Raw genomic sequence first — 19884 nt, 5'->3', positions numbered from 1 at the left:
GTTACTCCGCAGCGGCCTCGGCGTTGCTGGGGCCGTGGTTGACTCGCGTCTCGACGACCTCCACGACGTGTTCGACCGCCTGAGCGATGGGAACACCGTTCCACGTCGAACCGTCGCGATAACGGAAGGACACGGTTCCGGCGTTCTGATCGTCGTCACCCGCAATGACCATGAACGGGATCTTCTGCAGCTGGGCGTTACGTACCTTCTTCTGCATACGATCGTCGGATACGTCGACTTCGGCTCGGATTCCCGAGGCGCGTAGCTGATCGACGAAGTCCCACAGGTAGTCGGAGTTCTCCTCGCGTACCGGAATACCCTGCACCTGAACCGGTGCCAACCAGGCGGGGAAGGCACCCGCATAGTGCTCCAGCAGAACCCCGAAGAACCGTTCGATCGAACCGAACAGAGCGCGGTGAATCATGATGGGACGCTGCCGGCTACCGTCCGGGGCAATGTACTGCAGATCGAATCGCTCCGGAGTGTTGAAGTCCAACTGCATGGTCGACATTTGCCAGGTCCGACCGATCGCGTCCTTGGCCTGCACCGAGATCTTCGGTCCATAGAAGGCGGCACCGCCCGGGTCGTCGACCAGTTCCAGGCCCGAAGCGGCCGCCACGTCGGCCAGGATCTGGGTCGCCTCCTCCCAGATGGCGTCGTCTCCGACGTACTTCTCCGGGTTCTTGGTCGACAGCTCGAGGTAGAAATCGTCCAGCCCGTAATCCTGGAGCAGTTCCAGAACGAATTTCAACGTGCCGGTCAGTTCCTCGGCCAGTTTGTCCTTGGTGGTGTAAATGTGCGCGTCGTCCTGCGTCATACCGCGCACGCGGGTCAGACCGTGGATCACCCCGGACTTCTCGTACCGGTAGACCGATCCGAATTCGAACATGCGCAGTGGCAGTTCCCGGTACGAACGCCCCCGACTGCGGAAGATCAAACAGTGGAACGGGCAGTTCATCGGCTTGAGGTAGTAGTCGGCCCCTTCCATTTCCATCGCCGGGAACATCCCGTCGCGATACCAATCGAGGTGGCCGGAGGTTTGGAACAGGTTTTCCTTCGTCACGTGCGGGCTATTGACGAAGGAGTAGCCCCCGTCGATATGCTTTTGACGTGAATAGTCCTCCATGATGTTGCGCACCAGACCGCCTTTGGGGTGGAACACCGGTAGCCCCGACCCGACTTCTTCGGGGAAGGAAAACAGGTCCAACTGCGCCCCCAGCTTGCGGTGGTCGCGCTTCTCCGCCTCCGCCAAACGATTGAGGTATTCCTTCTGCTCGGCCTTGGACGGCCAGGCGGTCCCGTAGATGCGCTGCAACTGCGGATTCTTCTCCGAACCCATCCAATACGCGGCGGCAACCCGCATCAGTTTGACCGCCCCGATCAGTTTGGTGGTCGGCAGGTGCGGGCCCCGGCACAGGTCCGACCAGACGACGTCACCGGATTTGGGGTCGAGGTTGTCGTACGAGGTCAGCTCCCCGTCTCCCACCTCCATGACCTCCTCGGCGTCGATATCGGAGCCTTTGGACTCGATCAACTCCAGTTTGAAAGGTTCGTTGGCCAGTTCCGTGCGCGCTTCCTCTTGCGAGTCGAAACGCCGCCGCCGGAAGGTCTGACCCTGCTTGATGATCTGCAGCATCCGCTTCTCGATCTGCTTCAAATCATCGGGGGTGAACGGTTCGGCGACATCGAAGTCGTAGTAGAAACCGTTGGTGACCGGCGGACCGATACCCAGCTTTGCCTCATGCAACTCTTGGACCGCTTGCGCGAGAACGTGTGCGGCGGAGTGGCGCATCACATTCAGTCCGTCGGGACTGTTCAGCGCGACCGGCTCCACCTTCACCTCGGATTCGGGGGCCCAATCGAGGTCGCGCAGCTGGCCGTCCGAGTCGCGCACTACCACGATGGCGTCGTTTCCGCGCGTAGGGAGCCCCGCGTCCGTCACGGCGTCGGTGCAGGTAGTGCCGGCCTTGACCCAGAGTGGTTCATAGACGTTCGAGCCGACGTCGGCGTGTGCGGATGCCACAGTTCTCCCTCGTTTTTCTTCGTGTAGACATTGGTGTGCACTTAGGCCGCAGATCGAGTTCGTACCGGACGAGCGATGTCGTCTCGTACCTCGTCATTAGGGCCCTCTCCATCTTAAACCGTGACGCATCGAGGGATGAAGTCGATATTTCGCGTCGTGATGGGAGTCGGACCACTCCGCGCTTCGGCATCGAAACGGAGCAGCAGCACGCCCCGGGGATCACGCCTCGCCTCCTCGCGGCCCGGCCTCTACACTTGGGACATGGCTGAACATCGCATTCTGCTGACCGGCTTCGAACCGTTCGGCGACGACGCCACGAATTCCTCCTGGGACGCCGTTCGCAACGCCGCCGAGATCGACTCCTCCGTCGTTCTACGACGTCTACCGGTGACCTTTGCCGGGGCACATCGCGAGCTGTTTTCCGCCATCGACGAGGTCGAGCCCGACATCGTGGTCACCACCGGCCAGGCAAGCGGACGACATGCCCTCACCGTGGAGAGGGCCGCGCTCAATTTCGCCGCCGCACCCATCGCCGACAACGCCGGGCATCAACCCACCGCCGAAACCTTGGAGGGACACGCTCCGGCCGCCTATTTCACCACTCTGCCGCTCGACGCCTGTATTGTCGCGTCACGCCGATCCGGAGTACCGGCCGCCGCCTCCAACAGCGCCGGAACCTATGTCTGCAATGCGTTGTTTTTCCATCTCATGCACTGGGTCAATACACAACGCCCCGACTTGAGGGCCGGATTCGTGCATATTCCCGCCTCACCCGGCCAGTCTCTGGACGGGAAACTACCGACGATGGACTCCACCTCGGCGGCACAAGGCCTTGTGGCCATGCTGACTGCGGCAACCGGCCCGGATGCCTCGACCGCCACGTCCGAAGGCAGCATCGCTTGAATGTGCCCGACCGGCGGTAACGGGCGAGCGCTCATTGACTGAGTACGATCTTTCCCCACTGACCACCTGCTCGCAGACTCTGTAGGGCGTCGGCGGCCCGCTCCATGGGAACGACCTTGTCGACCACCGGGTGAATGGACTCGCCTATATACGGCCATACCTCCCGGTGAACGGCGGACATAATGTCACGTTTCTGTTCCAGCGGGCGTCCCCGCAGGGTAGAGCCACGAACGGTCAGACGTTTGGGAAGCAGGCTTCCCAAGTCGAGTTCGGCGCGTCGTCCCTTCTGCAGACCGATGACGACCAGGGTGCCGTCCGGTCGCAAGGCGGCGACGTTTCCTTCCAGGTAGGCCGCGCCAATGACGTCCAGAATCACATCCGCGCCTCCGGCGGCGCGCAGGCGCGCGGCGAAATCGTCGTGGCGATAGTCGATGACTTCGGAAGCGCCCAGGTCATGGAGTGCCGAGGCGAAGGTCTCGCGCGCCGTGGCCCATACCTCGGCTCGCCCCACTTTTGAGGCGTACTGTACGGCGAAGGTACCGATTCCGCCGGACGCCCCGTGAATGAGAGCGCGTTGACCCGGTTCGGAGAATTGATCGCCCAGGTTGGAATGAACCGTGGCGGCCACCTCGGGCAGCCCTGCCGCTTCGATCAGCGATACACCGGTCGGTTTGGGCAGAACGAGGCCGGCGTCCACGGTGACGAACTCAGCCCAACCACCGCCGGGGAGAAGGGCACATACCTCTTGTTCAAGCGGGAGGTCCACTCCTTCGCCCACCGCGATGACCGAGCCCGACACTTCAAGGCCCGGCCATGAGGGAGCACCGGGTGGGGACGGGTAATTGCCCGAGACTTGCAGCAGATCGGCCCGGTTGACCCCCGCGGCTCGGACCTCGATGAGTACCTCCCCGTCTCCGGGAACCACGTCGGGAACGGTATCGACGCGGACCGTTCCATCCGCGATAGTCATTGCACGCATGGGTTCATAATAAGGGTCTGACCGTTATTTGATCTCGAATGGGTGTTTCCGCTCGCCTGTCCGGTCGCAGGTGGAAGCCACGTCACGACTTCGAATCGGATGAGTTCCGTTCGTGTAACGTAGTTTCCGCCGTAATGTTCCACGGTTAGACCGACCCTCCACACTAAGGAGTTCACCTTGCCGACCCGTACCGCATTGATTACCGGAATCACCGGCCAGGACGGCTCCTATCTGGCCGAATTCCTCCTGGGTAAGGGGTACGAGGTCCATGGAATCGTACGGCGTTCCTCCCAGATCGCCTCCACCACCCGCATCGATCACCTCTATCAAGATCCCCATGAATCCAATCGGAAACTGTATCTGCATCACGGCGACATTACCGATGCCGGGTTCATGGTCAACCTCATTCGGGACGTGCAGCCGCAGGAAATCTACAATCTAGCCGCGCAGAGCCATGTTCGAGTCAGCTTTGACCTACCCGATTACACCGCGAACGTGACGGGGCTGGGCACGATCCGATTGCTCGAGGCCGTCCGCGCCTCGGGAATCGATACTCGGCTGTATCAAGCGGGAAGTTCGGAACTGTTCGGCACGATCGAACCGCCACAGGACGAGAACACTCCTTTCCATCCCCGCAGTCCGTACGGGGTCGCCAAGGCCTTCGCCCACTGGTCCACGGTGAACTATCGCGAATCCTACGACCTGTTCGCCGTCAATGGCATCGCGTTCAACCACGAGAGTCCGCGCCGGGGAGAAACGTTTGTGACCCGCAAGATCACCCGTGCGGTGGCCCGCATCCACGCGGGGTTGGAGCAGTTCGTTTATTTGGGAAACGTCGACGCCGTCCGCGACTGGGGGTACGCACCTGAATATGTGACCGCGTTCTGGCACATGCTGCAGGCGGACGAGCCACGCGATTACATCCTCGCCACGGGAGTTCCCGCCACGGTACGGGACTTCGCCGAGGTCGCCTTCCGGCACGTGGGCTTGGATTGGCGCGAACACGTTCAGATCGACAAACGTTACGAACGCCCCGCCGAGGTACCCGCGTTGACCGGCGATCCCAGCCGTATTAAAGCCGGCCTCGGGTGGGAGGCCACTACCAAATGGGACGACCTGGCCCGTCTCATGGTTGATGCCGATATCGCTTCCCTTCAGGCAGGCAACGACTTAAGATCGACACCATGACAGAACTCAGCGATACCGTCTCGCTCCACGATGGCCGTACCCTGCCCCATATCGGATTCGGTACGTGGAGGCTGGACGACGATTCGGGCCCCAACGCCGTCAGCACCGCAATCGACCTCGGGTACCGATTTCTCGATACCGCCGAACTGTACCGAAACGAAGAGGCGGTGAGGGAAGGCGTCGAAGAGTCCGGGCATACTCGCGGTGACGTCATCATTCAATCCAAGGTCTGGAACAATCATCAAGGCTATGACGCGACACGACAGGCGCTGGAGGCGAGTCTGGAGAGATTGGGGACCGACTACCTCGACCTGTACCTGATTCACTGGCCCGCGCCACAGCAGGACCTCTACGTCGATACGTGGAAGTCAATGCTGAAGGCACAGGACGAGGGCCTGATTCGGTCGATCGGGGTTTCGAACTTCCTCCCCCAACACATCGAACGTCTGGTTCGCGAAACCGGTCAGACGCCGGCGGTCAACCAAATCGAGTTGCACCCGTACTTCAATCAGGCGGACCTGCGGTCCTGGCACGCCGAGGCCGGTATCCCGATTCAATGCTGGGGTCCGCTGGGCCACCGCAGCGGCAACCTGTTCGAGGAGAAAACCCTGACCTCCATTGCCGCCGAGCATGGTAAAACACCAGCGCAAATAGTTTTGCGCTGGCATCTACAACATGGCCTGCTCCCCATTCCCAAGAGCCAAAACCCCGACCGTATCCGGCAGAACCTGGAATTGTTCGATTTTGCTCTGAACGACGCGGAGATGACCGCCATCGACCGTCTGGACACCGGGAAACGTCAAGGAGACGATCCGGCGACCTTCGGATGACGGCCCATTGCCGCTTAGGAGTCCTTTTCCACGTACAGGTCTTGATGGAAGTCGGTCTGACCTTCGACCACCGAGTACGGTGACAGGTCGTCGATTCCCTCCTCGTGCAGGACGTCTTCCGCCAAGGTGGCGTGTCCGGTGTAATCGGAGGGGTTCCGACTCAAGATCGCCAACGCCGCGTCGGAGACCAGGTCAACGGAGCGGCTGCGGTCGATCATGTCCTGACCGCCCAAGCCGTAGCGAACCGCCGCGGTCGCAATCGTGGTCTTGGGCCACAGGCAGTTGGCGGCAATCCCGTTGTCCGATTCGCTTTCCGATACGCCCAGCGTCATGATCGTCATGGAGAACTTCGATGCGGTGTACGGGCCGGGGGCGAACCACTTCGCATCGGTGGACAGCGGCGGGGAGAGGGTCAGTACATGGGCGTGTGAACTCTCCCGGAGATAGGGCAGCGCATAGTGCGTCGTCAGGTAGGTGCCTCGAGTGTTGATCTGCTGAATGAGGTCGTACCGCTTCGGTTCCATCTCCCCCAACGAATTGAGGTTAAGGGCCGAGGCGTTGTTCACGCAGAGGTCGATGCCTCCAAACGTCTCGGCGGTCTTCTTCACCGCGTCGGCGACCGCTTCCTCGTCGCGGACGTCACCGATGATCGGAAGGGCCTTACCGCCCACCGCTTCGATCTCCTCGGCGGTCTCGTATACCGTGCCCGGAAGCTTCGGATGCGGCTCGCCGGTCTTGGCGAACAGGGCCACGTTGGCCCCGGCCTTGCCGAGTGCGATCGCAATCGCCTTACCGATTCCTCGGCTGGCCCCGGTAATGAAGGCCGTAGAGCCGGTGAGTTTACTTGTGTCCATGTGAATCGTTCTCCTTCGAACCAACGGTGGATCAACGGTTGATTCTCCCCTGTCAACTCAACGCGGGGCGATCTTTATCCGTCCCCTTCCAATCTACCGATTAGTAACTTAAATCTGTGACCCGCCCCGCGATCTTTGGCCTCCCGGCGCCACGAACCTGAGAATCGGCTGAATGTCCGTGTAGAAATCCGATGGAAACCCACCGCGGACCTTTGAACTGCATGTCTACAGAGCTAGTATGGCCAAGAAGTCCAGGTCCATACCCAACGAAAGCGTGATGAACCAGTGACCGACAGCTCAACTCCACCCGAGGCCTTCAGCCGACCGGATGGAACTCCAGCACACCTACTGGTTGTCGACGACGAGGACAGCCTGGCTCACTTGCTGGTGGAGGCTTTGTCGTTCCAGGGCTACCACGTCTCGGTCGCCCAGTCGGGGTCGACCGCCCTGCGCATGCTCGACACCGAAGACCCCGATCTCATCGTGCTGGACGTCAACCTACCCGACTACGACGGATTCGACGTCGCCAAACAACTCCGTGAGGCCGGACACGACATCCCCATCATCTTCCTCACCGCCCGAACCAGCACCGAAGACCTACGCGACGGCTACGACTCCGGCGGAGACGACTACCTGACCAAACCCTTCCGACTTGAAGAGCTGTCCCTCCGCGTCGCCGCCGTGCTGCGCCGCACGCTCACCGGCAATACCTCCAACCGAGAAGGCGACACCATCACCGTCGCGGAGCTGACCCTCAACCTCGCCACCCACGAAGTCGGCCGCAACGGCGAGTCGGTCGAACTGTCCCCTACCGAATTCCGGCTCCTGCGCTACCTGGCCGCCCGGGCCGACCGCGTCGTCACTCGCCCGGAACTCCTCAAACACGTATGGGGCTACCATTTCGAGGTGGAGACGAACCTGGCCGAAACCTACATCTTCTACCTCCGCCGCAAGCTCGAGAAACTCGGACCACGGGTCATCCATACCGTTCGCGGAGTGGGATACATGCTCCGGACGCCAAAGGAATAACCCGTGTCAATCAAAGCCAAAATATCGGCCGCGATCGCTGTTTTGGTCATCGTCGCCGTCACCGCCATCGGCCTGGTCACCATCAACGTCGTCTCCACACAGCTCACCGACCAGGTCGACCAACAGATCGAGAAGTACGTACAGCAAATCATCACCAAGGGAAACTGGCAAGAGCTGGAACACGACAATGAAAGCCGCTACGGCTACTACAAATTCGCCCAAATCCTGTACGACACCGACGGCGAAAAAATCGTCGGCATAGGCTCCGGATACGAAAACGACCCCGATCCCCTCCCCGACATCCCCAGCGCCCCCGAAGCCGGACGCTTCTTCACCGTCTCGGCAGTTGAGGGAAACATGGACTACCGCGCCGTCGCGGTTCAAGACTCCTACGGACGCACTCTCGTCATCGCCGAATCCCTCAGTGACGTCAAATCGGCGGTCAAAGCACTCACCGCCACCGTCATCATCTGCGGCTCCCTCGTCGCCGTCACCGCCATCATGGTGGTCTGGATGATCATGCAACGTGGACTGCGCAGCGTCGATCGCATGGTGCACGACGCCGAAGTCGTCGCCGGAGGAAACCTGAACCACCGCATGACGCCGTCCCCGGCCAACTCCGAAATGGGACGCCTCTCCGCCGCGCTCAACCTCATGGTCAATAGGCTCACCCACTCCATTAGAGAAAGCGAAACCCAACAGAAACGACTGAAGCAATTCGTCGCCGACGCCGGACACGAACTACGCACCCCACTCACCGCCATCGGCGGCTACGTTCAGCTCTACCAAAACGGAGCGGCCCGCGACGGAGAGAAACTCGACCGAGCCATGGAACGTATCGGTGCCGAAAACAGCCGACTCGCCCGACTCGTCGACGACCTGATGGTCCTGGCCAAACTCGACCAGAACGTCCAGAAGGAACGCACCCCCGTCGATCTGACCCAACTGGCCACCGACGCCGTCGACGACGCCACCGCAGCCGACACACGGCACAGCTTCGAACTCACCCCGGCCCCCACGATCATCGTTCTGGCCAATGAAGGACAGATTCGCCAAATCCTGGTCAACCTCATCAACAACGCCCGTACCCACACACCCGACGGTTCCACCGTGACCGTGAGCGTGCACGATGACACCGACACCGCCCTCATCACCGTCGCCGACGACGGGCCGGGAATCCCCGAACAACATCGACGGCGCATATTCGATCGCTTCTACCGAGCCGATCCGTCGCGCTCGCGGCAGACGGGCGGCACCGGGCTGGGACTGTCGATCGTGGCCGCCATCGTGGCCTCCCACCAGGGAACGATCGACCTGCATAGTTCGGAAGGGAACGGCACCTCCGTCACCGTCCGCATCCCCAAGGTCTGGCTCGAAGACACCTCCGACGAGCAACAAGAGAAGTAAGCGATTTTCAGGGTCCGGGCCAGTGAGACCGATCCGGTCTGTGGCGTAGCTCCGAATCGGATACCCGCCTGCAACAGAGGGAGACGGATGGTCTAGAATTAACTGTCGTTGAGGACGATTAGCTCAGCGGGAGAGCACTACCTTCACACGGTAGGGGTCACTGGTTCGATCCCAGTATCGTCCACCAGGGAATGTCTTCTATGGCGCGGTTGTTGCGAAAAAGTGCAGCCAGAATGTGCAGCCGAAATCAATTTTTAGATCAAACGGGCAATATGGAAATACTCTGTTGCGGATACGCCATGACATCTCATAGTCGAGCCTCAAATACACCCGGAAGGGACTATCGGTTCCGTTCCGAAATCGCCGAGGGAAATGTCCGTCGTTCCACCACTCACCCTGCACAGCCGAAGGGACCGACTTCCGATCGATAGGACGTCCAGGCGTCTCTCGTTGAGGAGTCCATTCCACTTCGGTGCAGCCGGTGTGGACCATAAAGTTCACTTCTTCGGAGGCATCTTAGTATCGCCGTGGAAACTATTGACAACCAGAATTCGACTGAGACGCCCCAGGACGGCGGTCGCGTTTGGGACGTGACACGTTCGGTTAGTTTCCGGCGGGCCGGGCCATTATGTCGCCCCACCCGTTCTGGAGCAGACCAAAGGCATGATCGGCATCATGTTTGGCCAAGCGACGTCGTTCCGCCACATCGAACCCCTCCACATAACGCTCACGATTGGTGGCGGTAAGGACCTGTTTGACGGCCATGAGTTGCAGGCTGACCAGGTGTGCGTCGAGAGGCGCGTATCCCTCTGCCTCCAATTCCAGTGCGACCCGATGCCAAACATGCTGCAAGGCTCTATGGAAGGCATCGGCCAAGTCCGGGGTGTCGTGGATAAGCCGCTGCATGATGCGCGACGCCTCACTGTCGGTAAACCCCATATAAGGGTCGTGATGCTCAACGGACTCGAGGTAATACTGTTTGAACGCCTCCACCGGTGTGGTTCCCGCAGGGCGACTCGCGATCACCTCGGTGACGATGTCCCCGCGCCGGTCGGCAACGCTGGTGATAATGCCTTCCTTAGAACCGAAATAGTTAAATACGGTCATCTTGGAGACCTCGGCTACCTCGGCGATCTCGGCGACCGTCACGTCATGGAAACCGTGCCGCCCGAAGAGCTCGATGGCCGCACGAATAATGCGATCTCGCGTCTCGGCCTTCTTACGTTCACGCAGTCCCTGTTCCTTAACCACCATTCCAGTATACCAGATCAAAAATTGTGATCGGACTAATATTATACTCAGTCAAAAATTGAGCTATCGTTTCATCCATGACATCAAATTCAACACCCGCCAAAACACGCCCACCAGGTCTTATACGCCTATTCGTCGCCTACCTTCAGCCCTACCGTCCCCGTGTCATCGCTGTCATCCTCTTGGCCGCCGTTGACGCAGCCGCCTCCTTCTGGCTCCCCACTCTCAACGCCGACATCATCGACAACGGTGTCCTCACCGGCGACACCGCGCACATCCTCGATACCGGCCGCTACATGGCACTCGCCGCGTTTTTGATCGTCGCCTCCTCCATCGCCACCCTCTACATCGGCATAGGCATCGCCGCCAGCGTCGCCCGTGACATCCGCCGTGACCTCTACACTCATTCCATAGGCCTCTCCGCCCACGAATACAACCGATTCACCGCCGCCTCGCTCATCACCCGCACCACGAGCGACATCACCCAAATCCAAAATCTTGCCTTCGCCATCGTCACCGTCGGCGTCACCGCACCTCTCATGGCCGTCGCCGGACTCAGCTTCGCCATCTCGGCGAACCTACCTCTCAGCGTCGTATTCCTCATAGCGATACCGGTACTCGCGGGTACCGTATTCTTCATTCAACGCGCTATGCGGACCGTTAGTCGCCTCAACCAGGAACGTATCGACGCCGTCAACGGCATCGTCCGCGAACACATCTCCGGAATCCGAGTCATACGCGCCTTCGCGCGCGACAAGCACGAACGCGAGCGCTTCCGCACCGCCAATACCGAACTCAGCGGTGTCGGTCTACGAATGGGACGTATCCAAGCACTCTTCGGCGCTACATTGGGCCTCGTCGTCAACCTTGCGACCGCCGGCATCGTCTGGATCGGCAGCGGGCTCGTCACCGGCGGCGACCTTCAGGTCGGGCAGATGATCTCCTTCATTGCCTATCTGGCGCTTATCGTGCAGGCCATCATGATGGGAATGAGCGTGTTCATGCAGTGGCCGCGCGCTCGTGTCGCGGGTGAACGCATCGCTGAAGTACTCCGGACAACGCCCGCCATCACCTACCCGACGAATGCGGACTGTGAAAACGCCTCACGAACCGGTTCCACAGTCGCCTTCGACGGGGTGAGCTTCCGCTACCCGGGAGCGGAGGACGACGTTGTTTCCAATATCGATTTCATCGCTCCGGAAGGCAAGACCACTGCCATCGTCGGATCCACCGGCAGCGGTAAATCAACTCTCGTCAAACTCATGCCACGCCTCTACGACCCCGACTCCGGCACCGTCACCATCGGCGAAACCGACATTCGCGACTTGACACGCGATGAACTCTCCGACCTCGTCGGCTACGTGCCGCAAAAGGCATTCCTGTTCACCGGCACCATCGCCGAGAACATGCGCTACGGTTCCGCCTCCGCCACCGAGGAGGAGATCTGGCGAGCCCTGCGTACCGCCGGGGCCGCCGACTTCGTAACGAATATGCCCGACGGCCTCAACACCCTCATCGGCCAAGGCGGCATGACCGTCTCCGGTGGGCAACGGCAACGCCTGGCGATAGCGCGAGCCCTGCTGTCAGATGCCGCGATCCTCATATTCGACGACTCCTTCAGCGCACTCGACACCGCTACCGACGCCGCCGTTCGAAACGCCCTCGACACGGATCTCCACGGCGTCACCCGCATCATCGTCGCGCAACGCATCTCGACCATCCGGGACGCCGACCGCATCATCGTCCTCGACAAGGGGCGTATCGCCGACATTGGAACGCACGATGCGCTGATCGCCGCCAGCACCGTTTACGCCGAGATCGTCTCATCACAACTCGCCCTGGAGGACTCCAAATGACACACCACATCCCAGAGGGAAGCAAGCCTACGGCCTTTACCGCCACATTCCGCCGATTCCTCGGCCGAGTCCGACGGCATCGGTGGCCGCTGATCGCCATGGCCGTCACCGTTCTCGGTACGGTCGGTGCTTCCGTCGCCGTACCAAGCATCCTCGGCCGGGCCACCGATACGCTCCTCAACGGGCTGGCGGAGGACTCCGTTGACATGGGCCGCATCGGCCTGTTCGTTGGTATGGCCGCCGCACTCGGTCTCGCGGGGTGGGTCTTCGGTGTCGTCAGCGGTCGCCTCGTCGCGCGTGTCGCCCAGGGCGTCGCGCGGTCACTGCGGGCCGACGCCGACGACAAGATCGCACGGTTGCCGTTGTCCTACTTCGACTCGCGTACGCGTGGCGAAGTGATCTCCCGAGTGACCAACGACGTCGACAACCTCTCGTCGATCTTCCAAATCGTCACACAACGCGTCCTTACCGGACTGACGATGATCGTCGCGGTACCGATCGTCATGTTCACCATCTCGCCATTGCTGACACTGCTCGTACTGGCGTTGTTGCCCGTCGGACTGTACGGGGTGGTGAAGATCGGTAAGGTCTCACAGCCGATTTTCAAACGGCAATGGTCGCTGACGGGACAGATCAACGGCCAGGTCGAGGAGACCTACAGTGGCCACGACGTGGTCACCTCGTTCGGGCGACACGGGAAACTCACCCATGATTTCAACGAGTTGAACGAGGACCTGTACCAAACCTCCACGAAAGCGCAGTTCCTCTCCCACTTGATGGGTCCGATCATGCAACTGGTCGGTTCGTTGCAATTCATAGTCGTCGCCGTCATCGGCGGCTTCCGCATTGCCAACGGAACCATCAGCGTGGGAGAGATCCAAGCTTTCCTGCAATACGTGACGCAGCTGCAGAACCCGGTCACCATGCTCACTTCCCTGGTGGGGCAGATACAGAGCGCGATCGCGAGTGCCGAGAGGGTCTTCGATTTTCTCGACGAGGAAGAGCAGGAACCCGACTCGGTGAGTGTGGAGCTTGACGCCGACATCGCCGGATCCGTCGTCTTCGATGGCGTCTCCTTCCGTTACAAGGAAGACGAACCGCTCATCGAGGACCTGAACCTGAAGGTCGAACCGGGCCAGACGGTTGCGATCGTCGGACCGACGGGCGCGGGGAAGACCACGCTGGTGAACCTGTTCATGCGCTTCTACGAGACCCGCGAAGGCTGTATCACCATCGACGGCACGAAGACGACCGATATCGCACGGAAGGACCTGCGCTCGCGCGTGGGTATGGTGCTGCAGGATACATGGTTGTTCGAGGGGACGATCGCGGAGAACATCGCTTACGGAAGGCCGAACGCGACTCGTGCGGAGGTCGAGTCGGCGGCACGAGAAGCGCATGCGGATCATTTCATTCGTACGCTCCCGGGCGGCTACGACACGGTTTTGACCGGCGAGGACGGAGATTTGAGTGCGGGTGAGCGCCAGCTGTTGACGATCGCGAGGGCGGTGTTGGTCAGCCCGCAGATCCTGGTGCTGGACGAGGCGACGAGCGCGGTCGATACCCGCACGGAAATGCTTGTGCAGCAGGCGATGGTGAAGCTGCGAAGCGGACGCACGAGCTTCGTTATCGCCCACCGTCTCTCCACGATCCGAGACGCCGACAGGATCGTCGTCATGGAGCACGGCCGCGTGGTCGAACAGGGCACCCATGAGGATCTGGTCGCGGCGGACGGCGCCTTCGCGAGACTCTATGAGGCCCAGTTCGAGGCAGGCAGGTAACAATGTAGTGACGTCCCAGGTGTTACGCTTCCCAGCCGGCGCCGGGCCCGCAGATGTTCTTCCCTTCCGCAATACCCAGGCGGCGCGCTTGGAAGCAACCGCACGGCAACAATCCACCATGTATCCGGACGGAATGGCGTCGTTAGAAACGGCATATTAGGTGCCAACTCAACGAAACGGAACCTTTCCGCCGTAGCCGCTACAGATCCGACGGTCTCCGAGTGGCCTATCGGGTTCCCGCCAGACGTTGCACTACGCTGCCAAGCATGGCAGCACCGATCGTATCGCCGTTTTCCTCCACCAATGCAAGGTGAGCACCGTCCGCCTGCATACGATCAAGCGCATCGTCGAGTGCGGTATCGACCGATAGAACAGACAACGGTCGTGTTCGGGAGTACGGAATGGGCTCCTCTGCAACCGATTCGGTGAGTCCAAGCAGGTCTTTCAGGTGTACGTACCGGTTCAGGACTCCGTTGTCGTCGGCGAGGGGAAAGCGGGAGAATCCCGTCCGCAGAAATTCTGCCTCCGCCTGAGCAGGCGTGGCGCGATGCGGTAGTGCGACAAGGTGGTTCAACGGTACAAGCGCTGAGGACAAGGTTTCGCTGTCGAGTTCGATAGCGGTGGACAGAAGTCGACGTTCTTCTTCATCCAACAAACCTTCACGATGGGACTCGGCGATGAACGCAGAGACCTCCTCCGCGGTGAATGCAGACGCGACCTCGTCCTTCGGCTCCACGCGGAATAGCCGGAGAACAAGGTTCGAGAACCCGTTGAGTAGGGCGATGAACGGCCGCAGAATGAGTACCATGCCGTAAAGTATCGGCCCAAGCGCCATGGCCGAGCGTTCCGGTCCGGCAATTGCGATGTTCTTAGGAACCATTTCCCCCAACACCATGTGAAGGAACACCACTATGCTCATCGCAATTGTGAAGGCCATACCGTGCAGGAGCGCGCCGGTAATTCCAACGGCCCTCATCGGCTGTTCGATCAGCGCCGCAATGGCCGGTTCACCGATGGCTCCGAGCCCCAACGAACAGGCGGTGATACCAAGTTGTGCCCCCGCCATCATCAATGACACCCGTTCGATGGCCTTGAGGGTTAGTTTGGCAATACGAGATCCCTCGGTTGCGCGCAACTCGATCTGGGAACGCCTGACGGCCAAGAGCGCGAACTCGGAACCGACGAAAAACGCGTTACCCGCCAACAGCACAACGGTCAACAATATCGCGATCAATTCAGACATCGACATCCTCCACCGGTTCGACACGTTCCAATATCACTTGCTCGGCTCGATGTCCGTCCACTGATTCCACTGTCATCCGAACGATGATCGGAAGCGGCAGACCACTTTCGTCCACATGAGCGAGGTCGGAGGCCTCCACCGTAATCGCGTCACCAGGTTCAGGAAAACGCTCAAGACGTTCCGTTAGCAAGCCACTGAGCGTGTCTGATTCCGTCCCTTCCGGCAAGCGCATACTCACTGCCTCTCCGGCTTCGTCTGGACGTATCATTCCCGGCAAGGACCAACGATCCCCCTCCAATCGACGAGCGCGCGACTCCGGACGGTCCTGCTCATCGGCGATACCGCCCACGATCTCCTCTATGATGTCCTCAAGTGTGACGATTCCGTCCGTACCGCCGTATTCGTCGACGACGACTGCCAATGCGATTCCCTCTCTCAAACGCTCGAGCACCGAGTCCAACCGCATCACCGCGGGTAGGGACCTGACCGGCACGGCGATCTCGCCTACCGGGGTCGAACCACGTTCACTGCGCGGAACGGTCAGAGCATGTTTGAAATGCACAACCCCGAGGATGTCGTCAACCGTCTCCCCCACCAGCGGGAATCGTGAATAGCCCGTCCTGGCAGCCAGGTCGAGAACATCGGCGGCCGTGTCCACATCGTCTACGAAATGAACCCGCGGTCGGGGAGTCATGGCATCCGCGGCAGTACGCTCCCCGAGTGCGATCGAATGCGCGACCCTTTGAGCAACATCGCTTTCGAGCATCCCTTGGTCGGCCGATCGAGTGGCCAACGCGGCCAATTCCTGGGCAGAGCGAGCGGAAGCCAGCTCTTCCTGCGGCTCGATTCCCAATCGTCGGACAATGGTGTTGGCAGCACCATTAAGGAATGCGATCAGTGGCTTGCTCACCCAGCTAAACCCCCGCTGTGCGCCGGCAACGGAACGGCCGACCTTAACCGGTTCCGCAATGGCCCAGTTCTTCGGAACCAACTCACCGAACACCATTTGGGCGGTGGTGGCAATCAGAAACGCGGCGGTCATCGATACCGCCAAGGCGGCGCCGTCCGGTAGCGCGAACGGTTCCAGGCCACCGCGCAGGAGTGTCGCGATCGACGGTTCTGCGATGGACCCCACCACCAGGCTGGTGATCGTAATGCCCAACTGCGCACCTGAAAGTTGTGTAGACAGCGTTCTCAGCGCCGAACGCACGGATTTCGCCCTGCGGTCGCCGTCATCCGCCAGGTTCGCGATCGTCGGACGATCGACGGCCACCAAGGAGAATTCGGCAGCCACAAAAAGGGCGTTCGCAGCGATCAGGAAGACGACCAGGGAGAGAAGAATCCACGAAGCAGTCATCGACGCTCCGTTGCTCTGTGCACGGCCGAATCAACCATAGACGGCACGTCCGTCGTATTTATACAGCACTTTGAATACGCGCTATCGGAATCAATTTCCATGGGATGAAATTCTAAGGGCAGGCGCCAGATCACATACTAAGGCACCGATGCCGCTTAATATTTCAAGTACGATGCCCGGAACGATTCGGTATGGACGCAACCTTGTGTACGGCCCGGTCCGATCGTTTTATCCTTTGCCGTCTCCGAAAGCGGACTGCACTCCACGTTCATTGATTGACATTGTGGGGCCGGGATACCGTGTCCTAACCTGATACCTATGTCTCCCGGTTACCTTCTCAGCGTTGATCTCGGTACGTCGCATACCGTTGCCGTTATCCAGTGGCCTGACGGGCGTACGCGTCCGTTGTTGTTCGACGGCTCGCCCATCATGCCGTCGTCGATCTTTCTCGACCAGGCGGGCACGCTGCATACCGGGCGGGACGCCGAAGCGATGGCGGCGGCCGAGCCGGAACGATACGAACCCAACCCCAAACAACGCATCAACGACGGATTCATCCTGCTGGGAGAGCGTGATATTTCGGTCGCGCAGGCGTTTGCCGGGATTTTGCGGCGGGTCGCCTCCGCGGCGGTCGAGTCGGTCGGGTCGCTGCCGGCGACGGTGTTGACCTGCCCGGCCGAATGGGGCGAGCGGCGGCGCGCGGTGTTGCAGGACGCGGCCGCGGCGGCGGGGTATCCGCCCGTGCAGATCGTGCCCGAACCGGTCGGGGCGGCCTATTATTACGCTGATCGCCTCGACCATCCCGTCGAGGCCGGGCAGGCGTTGGCGGTGTTCGACTTCGGCGGCGGCACCCTCGATATCGCCGTGGTCGCCCCCGACGGTGCGGGTGGCTTCCGCGTCGTCTCCGAGGGTGGGTTGGCCGATCTCGGTGGCTTGGATGTGGACGCGGCGTTGGTGGAGCATTTGGGGGCCACCGTCGCCGACAGTCACCCCGAGGCGTGGAAGACGCTGCAGCATCCCTCCAGCCCGGTGGAGCTGCGCGACCGGCGGACACTGTGGAAGGACGTGCGAGGCGCCAAGGAGATGCTGTCGCGCTCCTCGGTAGCACCGATTACCATCCCCGGAGTCGATCAGGCGTTTCATTTGACGCGGGCGGAGTTGGACCAGCTCGCTCGGCCACTCCTGGCACGGGGTGCGGGTGAGTTGAAGCGGGTATTGACCGCCTCAGGTTACGGTCCTCATCAGATTGCCGGGGTGTTTCTGGTGGGCGGCTCATCGCGCCTGCCGTTGGTGGCGCAGGTGTTGCACGAACAGGTCGCCATCGCGCCCACAGTCCTGGAGCAACCGGAATTGCCGGTGTCGGAAGGCGCGATACGAGCCGTCCAGACTCGGCAGCGGGTCCAGTCACCACCGCAGTCCCCACCGGCACCAACACCACAACCACAACCGTCCCCTGGGCAGGGTCCGGCGACGCCGGAGGCGGGCCTGTCGCCGCAACAGTCTCTGCCACCCCAAACCCCGCCGCCACCGGCGGGTGATCAGACCTACCCCATCCCCGCGGCTGCGCCGCGTAAGAAGGGCCGTAAGTGGCTGTACGCGGCGATCGCGGTCGTCGCCGTCGCCGCCATCGCCACACCCTTGGCGTTTTTCCTACTGCGGGAGCAGTACGTGCAGCGTCCGTTTGTTTCGCTGGAGACCGTCGGCGACACCATCGCCTATAAATCCGACGACGTCGATGCCAATGACGTCGATGTGCGTGGCGATACCGCCTACGTGTCGTATGTGGAAGACGAGGGCGGACCCAACGACCGCGACGTCCTCTATCTACAGGCCATCGACGTGACCACCGGGAAAGTCCTATGGGAAACCGACGACAATCTTGAGGCCTGTAATTGGTACAACATCACGGCCGGAGACGACATGATCTTGTCCCGCCGCACCGTACCCGAATCCGATGACTGTTCCGACACCGACTACGAATGGCGTTTTGTGGACGCCTCGACCGGAGACCTGCGCACAGCGGTAACCACGGACAGGTATGGGAAACGACTCAACGACAATATCCTGTCGATACGCGAAGGGAAATTGAGTTTTTCCATATACGACGAGTCCGGCAAGGAATTCTATGCCTTTCAAGCCAGCCCGGGTGCTAAGTCCCTTAATGACTACGGCTACGCACTTGATGACGGATACGTCGAGGGGCAACCGTACACCGACCAAAACAACGGCCGCGTGTGGTGGACGACCGTTCAGGACGACGGGAGCGAGACGTTCCACCTCTACGACGTGGAGGAACGCACCATGGTCACCGAAGGGAAGATAGGGAAACCGTACGATTATTATTTGGTCTTTAACGACAAAGTGTTCGTCGGCTCCAATGACAACGGATACACCCTTGACGTTTATGAGTCCGACGATCTGTCGTCCGTCGATACCGCTCAGATTGACGATCCTGGCGTTCAAGGCATGTTGGGATTGGTGGTATGTGGTAAGACCCGTGTCTGTGTCCTGGAAAGCAGAAACGACGATTCGTCAGTCGGTGAATCCTTCCGGGTCTATGACTTCGAGGCGGAAGAATGGGTCTACAGCTCCGATGACGAGTTTCAAATGATTTTCCAAATAACAGCTGTCGGTAATCGCGTTCTGCTTAGCCAAGACATGAATTCCGATGGCTACACGGTCGTCTTGGATGAACAATTCGAACAGATTGGGCGAAGTGACGGCACACCCTATAGACCCATCGACAATGCCAGCGCCATCAAATATCCCTATCGAAGCAATGCCGATGATTCGGACAATGCCGGTTCGATCATCGGGTTGGGAGTGCAGGACGGTAGCAGCACGGTGATCGCAGAGGACTTCACACATTGGGGCTGCGATGTTTCAGACGTCAACCTGGTGTGCCTGCATGAAGAGGGAATTCAAGTATATCGTTTCCGAGACGGTCCAAGTCGCTATTGAAACCGCACAGACGTCTCAGGCAATACCCACAGCTGGACGTCCACCCATACGTCAAGCCGGGGTCGACGCTATCCACAATTCCGATGAAGCCATCGCATTACCACCGCACGGTCAGCTCGCTCGATCATCCCTTCGCTTGACGCGAATAGCCCAATGACGGGACACCACTGCATCATCACACCTCACTGTTGGTCGACCACTGGCGACGAACTACGATAATCG

General features: G+C 60.4%; 14 protein-coding genes and 1 tRNA gene. 9 read left to right on the top strand and 6 right to left on the bottom strand.

Annotated features, from left to right (window positions below; all coding sequences use genetic code 11):
• Position 1 precedes the first annotated feature (1 nt).
• Complete coding sequence (thrS, locus tag HALAL_RS0112520) at positions 2–2023, bottom strand: threonine--tRNA ligase (protein ID WP_025274328.1); 2022 nt, start codon at positions 2021–2023, stop codon at positions 2–4.
• 261 nt (positions 2024–2284) lie between these two features.
• Between thrS and HALAL_RS0112515 the strand changes: the two genes are divergently transcribed.
• On the top strand, positions 2285–2926 hold the full coding sequence (locus HALAL_RS0112515) for a pyroglutamyl-peptidase I (RefSeq protein WP_025274327.1): 642 nt from the start codon (positions 2285–2287) through the stop codon (positions 2924–2926).
• A 31-nt stretch (positions 2927–2957) separates the two neighbouring features.
• On the opposite strand, the gene HALAL_RS0112510 is transcribed toward HALAL_RS0112515, so the two are convergent.
• Positions 2958–3905: an NAD(P)H-quinone oxidoreductase gene (locus tag HALAL_RS0112510; RefSeq protein ID WP_025274326.1), complete on the bottom strand. Its 948-nt coding sequence runs from the start codon at positions 3903–3905 to the stop codon at positions 2958–2960.
• 177 nt (positions 3906–4082) lie between these two features.
• Here HALAL_RS0112510 and gmd point away from each other — a divergent pair, with 177 nt between their 5' ends.
• Positions 4083–5093 (top strand): GDP-mannose 4,6-dehydratase, encoded by a 1011-nt coding sequence (gene gmd / locus HALAL_RS0112505; RefSeq protein WP_025274325.1) that lies wholly within the window; start codon positions 4083–4085, stop codon positions 5091–5093.
• Entirely contained in the window at positions 5090–5923 is an 834-nt protein-coding gene (locus tag HALAL_RS0112500; protein ID WP_025274324.1) for an aldo/keto reductase, read from the top strand. The genes gmd and HALAL_RS0112500 overlap by 4 nt, the downstream gene beginning before the upstream one ends.
• 14 nt (positions 5924–5937) lie before the next feature.
• On the opposite strand, the gene HALAL_RS0112495 is transcribed toward HALAL_RS0112500, so the two are convergent.
• On the bottom strand, positions 5938–6777 hold the full coding sequence (locus HALAL_RS0112495) for an SDR family oxidoreductase (protein WP_025274323.1): 840 nt from the start codon (positions 6775–6777) through the stop codon (positions 5938–5940).
• A 285-nt stretch (positions 6778–7062) separates the two neighbouring features.
• Here HALAL_RS0112495 and HALAL_RS0112490 point away from each other — a divergent pair, with 285 nt between their 5' ends.
• From HALAL_RS0112490 to HALAL_RS0112480, 3 genes are all read left to right on the top strand, one after another.
• On the top strand, positions 7063–7806 hold the full coding sequence (locus HALAL_RS0112490) for a response regulator transcription factor (RefSeq protein ID WP_025274322.1): 744 nt from the start codon (positions 7063–7065) through the stop codon (positions 7804–7806).
• A 3-nt stretch (positions 7807–7809) separates the two neighbouring features.
• Complete coding sequence (locus HALAL_RS0112485; RefSeq protein WP_025274321.1) at positions 7810–9213, top strand: sensor histidine kinase; 1404 nt, start codon at positions 7810–7812, stop codon at positions 9211–9213.
• Between the two features lie 112 nt (positions 9214–9325).
• A tRNA-Val gene (locus tag HALAL_RS0112480) sits at positions 9326–9400 on the top strand.
• Positions 9401–9816: 416 nt separating this feature from the next.
• Here HALAL_RS0112480 and HALAL_RS0112475 read toward each other — a convergent pair.
• Positions 9817–10464, bottom strand: a complete 648-nt coding sequence (locus HALAL_RS0112475) for a TetR/AcrR family transcriptional regulator (protein ID WP_169732451.1) — start codon at positions 10462–10464, stop codon at positions 9817–9819.
• Positions 10465–10541: 77 nt separating this feature from the next.
• Between HALAL_RS0112475 and HALAL_RS0112470 the strand changes: the two genes are divergently transcribed.
• The gene (locus HALAL_RS0112470; RefSeq protein ID WP_025274319.1) at positions 10542–12320 is read left to right on the top strand and encodes an ABC transporter ATP-binding protein; all 1779 of its coding nucleotides are present in this window, start codon (positions 10542–10544) and stop codon (positions 12318–12320) included.
• Entirely contained in the window at positions 12317–14101 is a 1785-nt protein-coding gene (locus tag HALAL_RS0112465) for an ABC transporter ATP-binding protein (protein WP_025274318.1), read from the top strand. The genes HALAL_RS0112470 and HALAL_RS0112465 overlap by 4 nt, the downstream gene beginning before the upstream one ends.
• A gap of 226 nt (positions 14102–14327) precedes the next feature.
• Here the strand turns inward: HALAL_RS0112465 and HALAL_RS0112460 are convergent, their stop codons facing one another.
• Positions 14328–15344, bottom strand: a complete 1017-nt coding sequence (locus HALAL_RS0112460; protein WP_029767882.1) for a hemolysin family protein — start codon at positions 15342–15344, stop codon at positions 14328–14330.
• Entirely contained in the window at positions 15337–16701 is a 1365-nt protein-coding gene (locus tag HALAL_RS0112455) for a hemolysin family protein (protein ID WP_025274317.1), read from the bottom strand. The genes HALAL_RS0112460 and HALAL_RS0112455 overlap by 8 nt, the downstream gene beginning before the upstream one ends.
• 318 nt (positions 16702–17019) lie before the next feature.
• Between HALAL_RS0112455 and HALAL_RS17765 the strand changes: the two genes are divergently transcribed.
• Complete coding sequence (locus HALAL_RS17765) at positions 17020–19662, top strand: Hsp70 family protein (protein ID WP_025274316.1); 2643 nt, start codon at positions 17020–17022, stop codon at positions 19660–19662.
• Positions 19663–19884 lie beyond the last annotated feature (222 nt).

The sequence above is a fragment of the Haloglycomyces albus DSM 45210 genome, from assembly GCF_000527155.1.
In the GTDB taxonomy this organism is placed as follows: domain Bacteria; phylum Actinomycetota; class Actinomycetes; order Mycobacteriales; family Micromonosporaceae; genus Haloglycomyces; species Haloglycomyces albus.
Note: the sequence above shows the minus strand (reverse complement) of the source record. Positions and strands in the feature narration are given on the sequence as shown.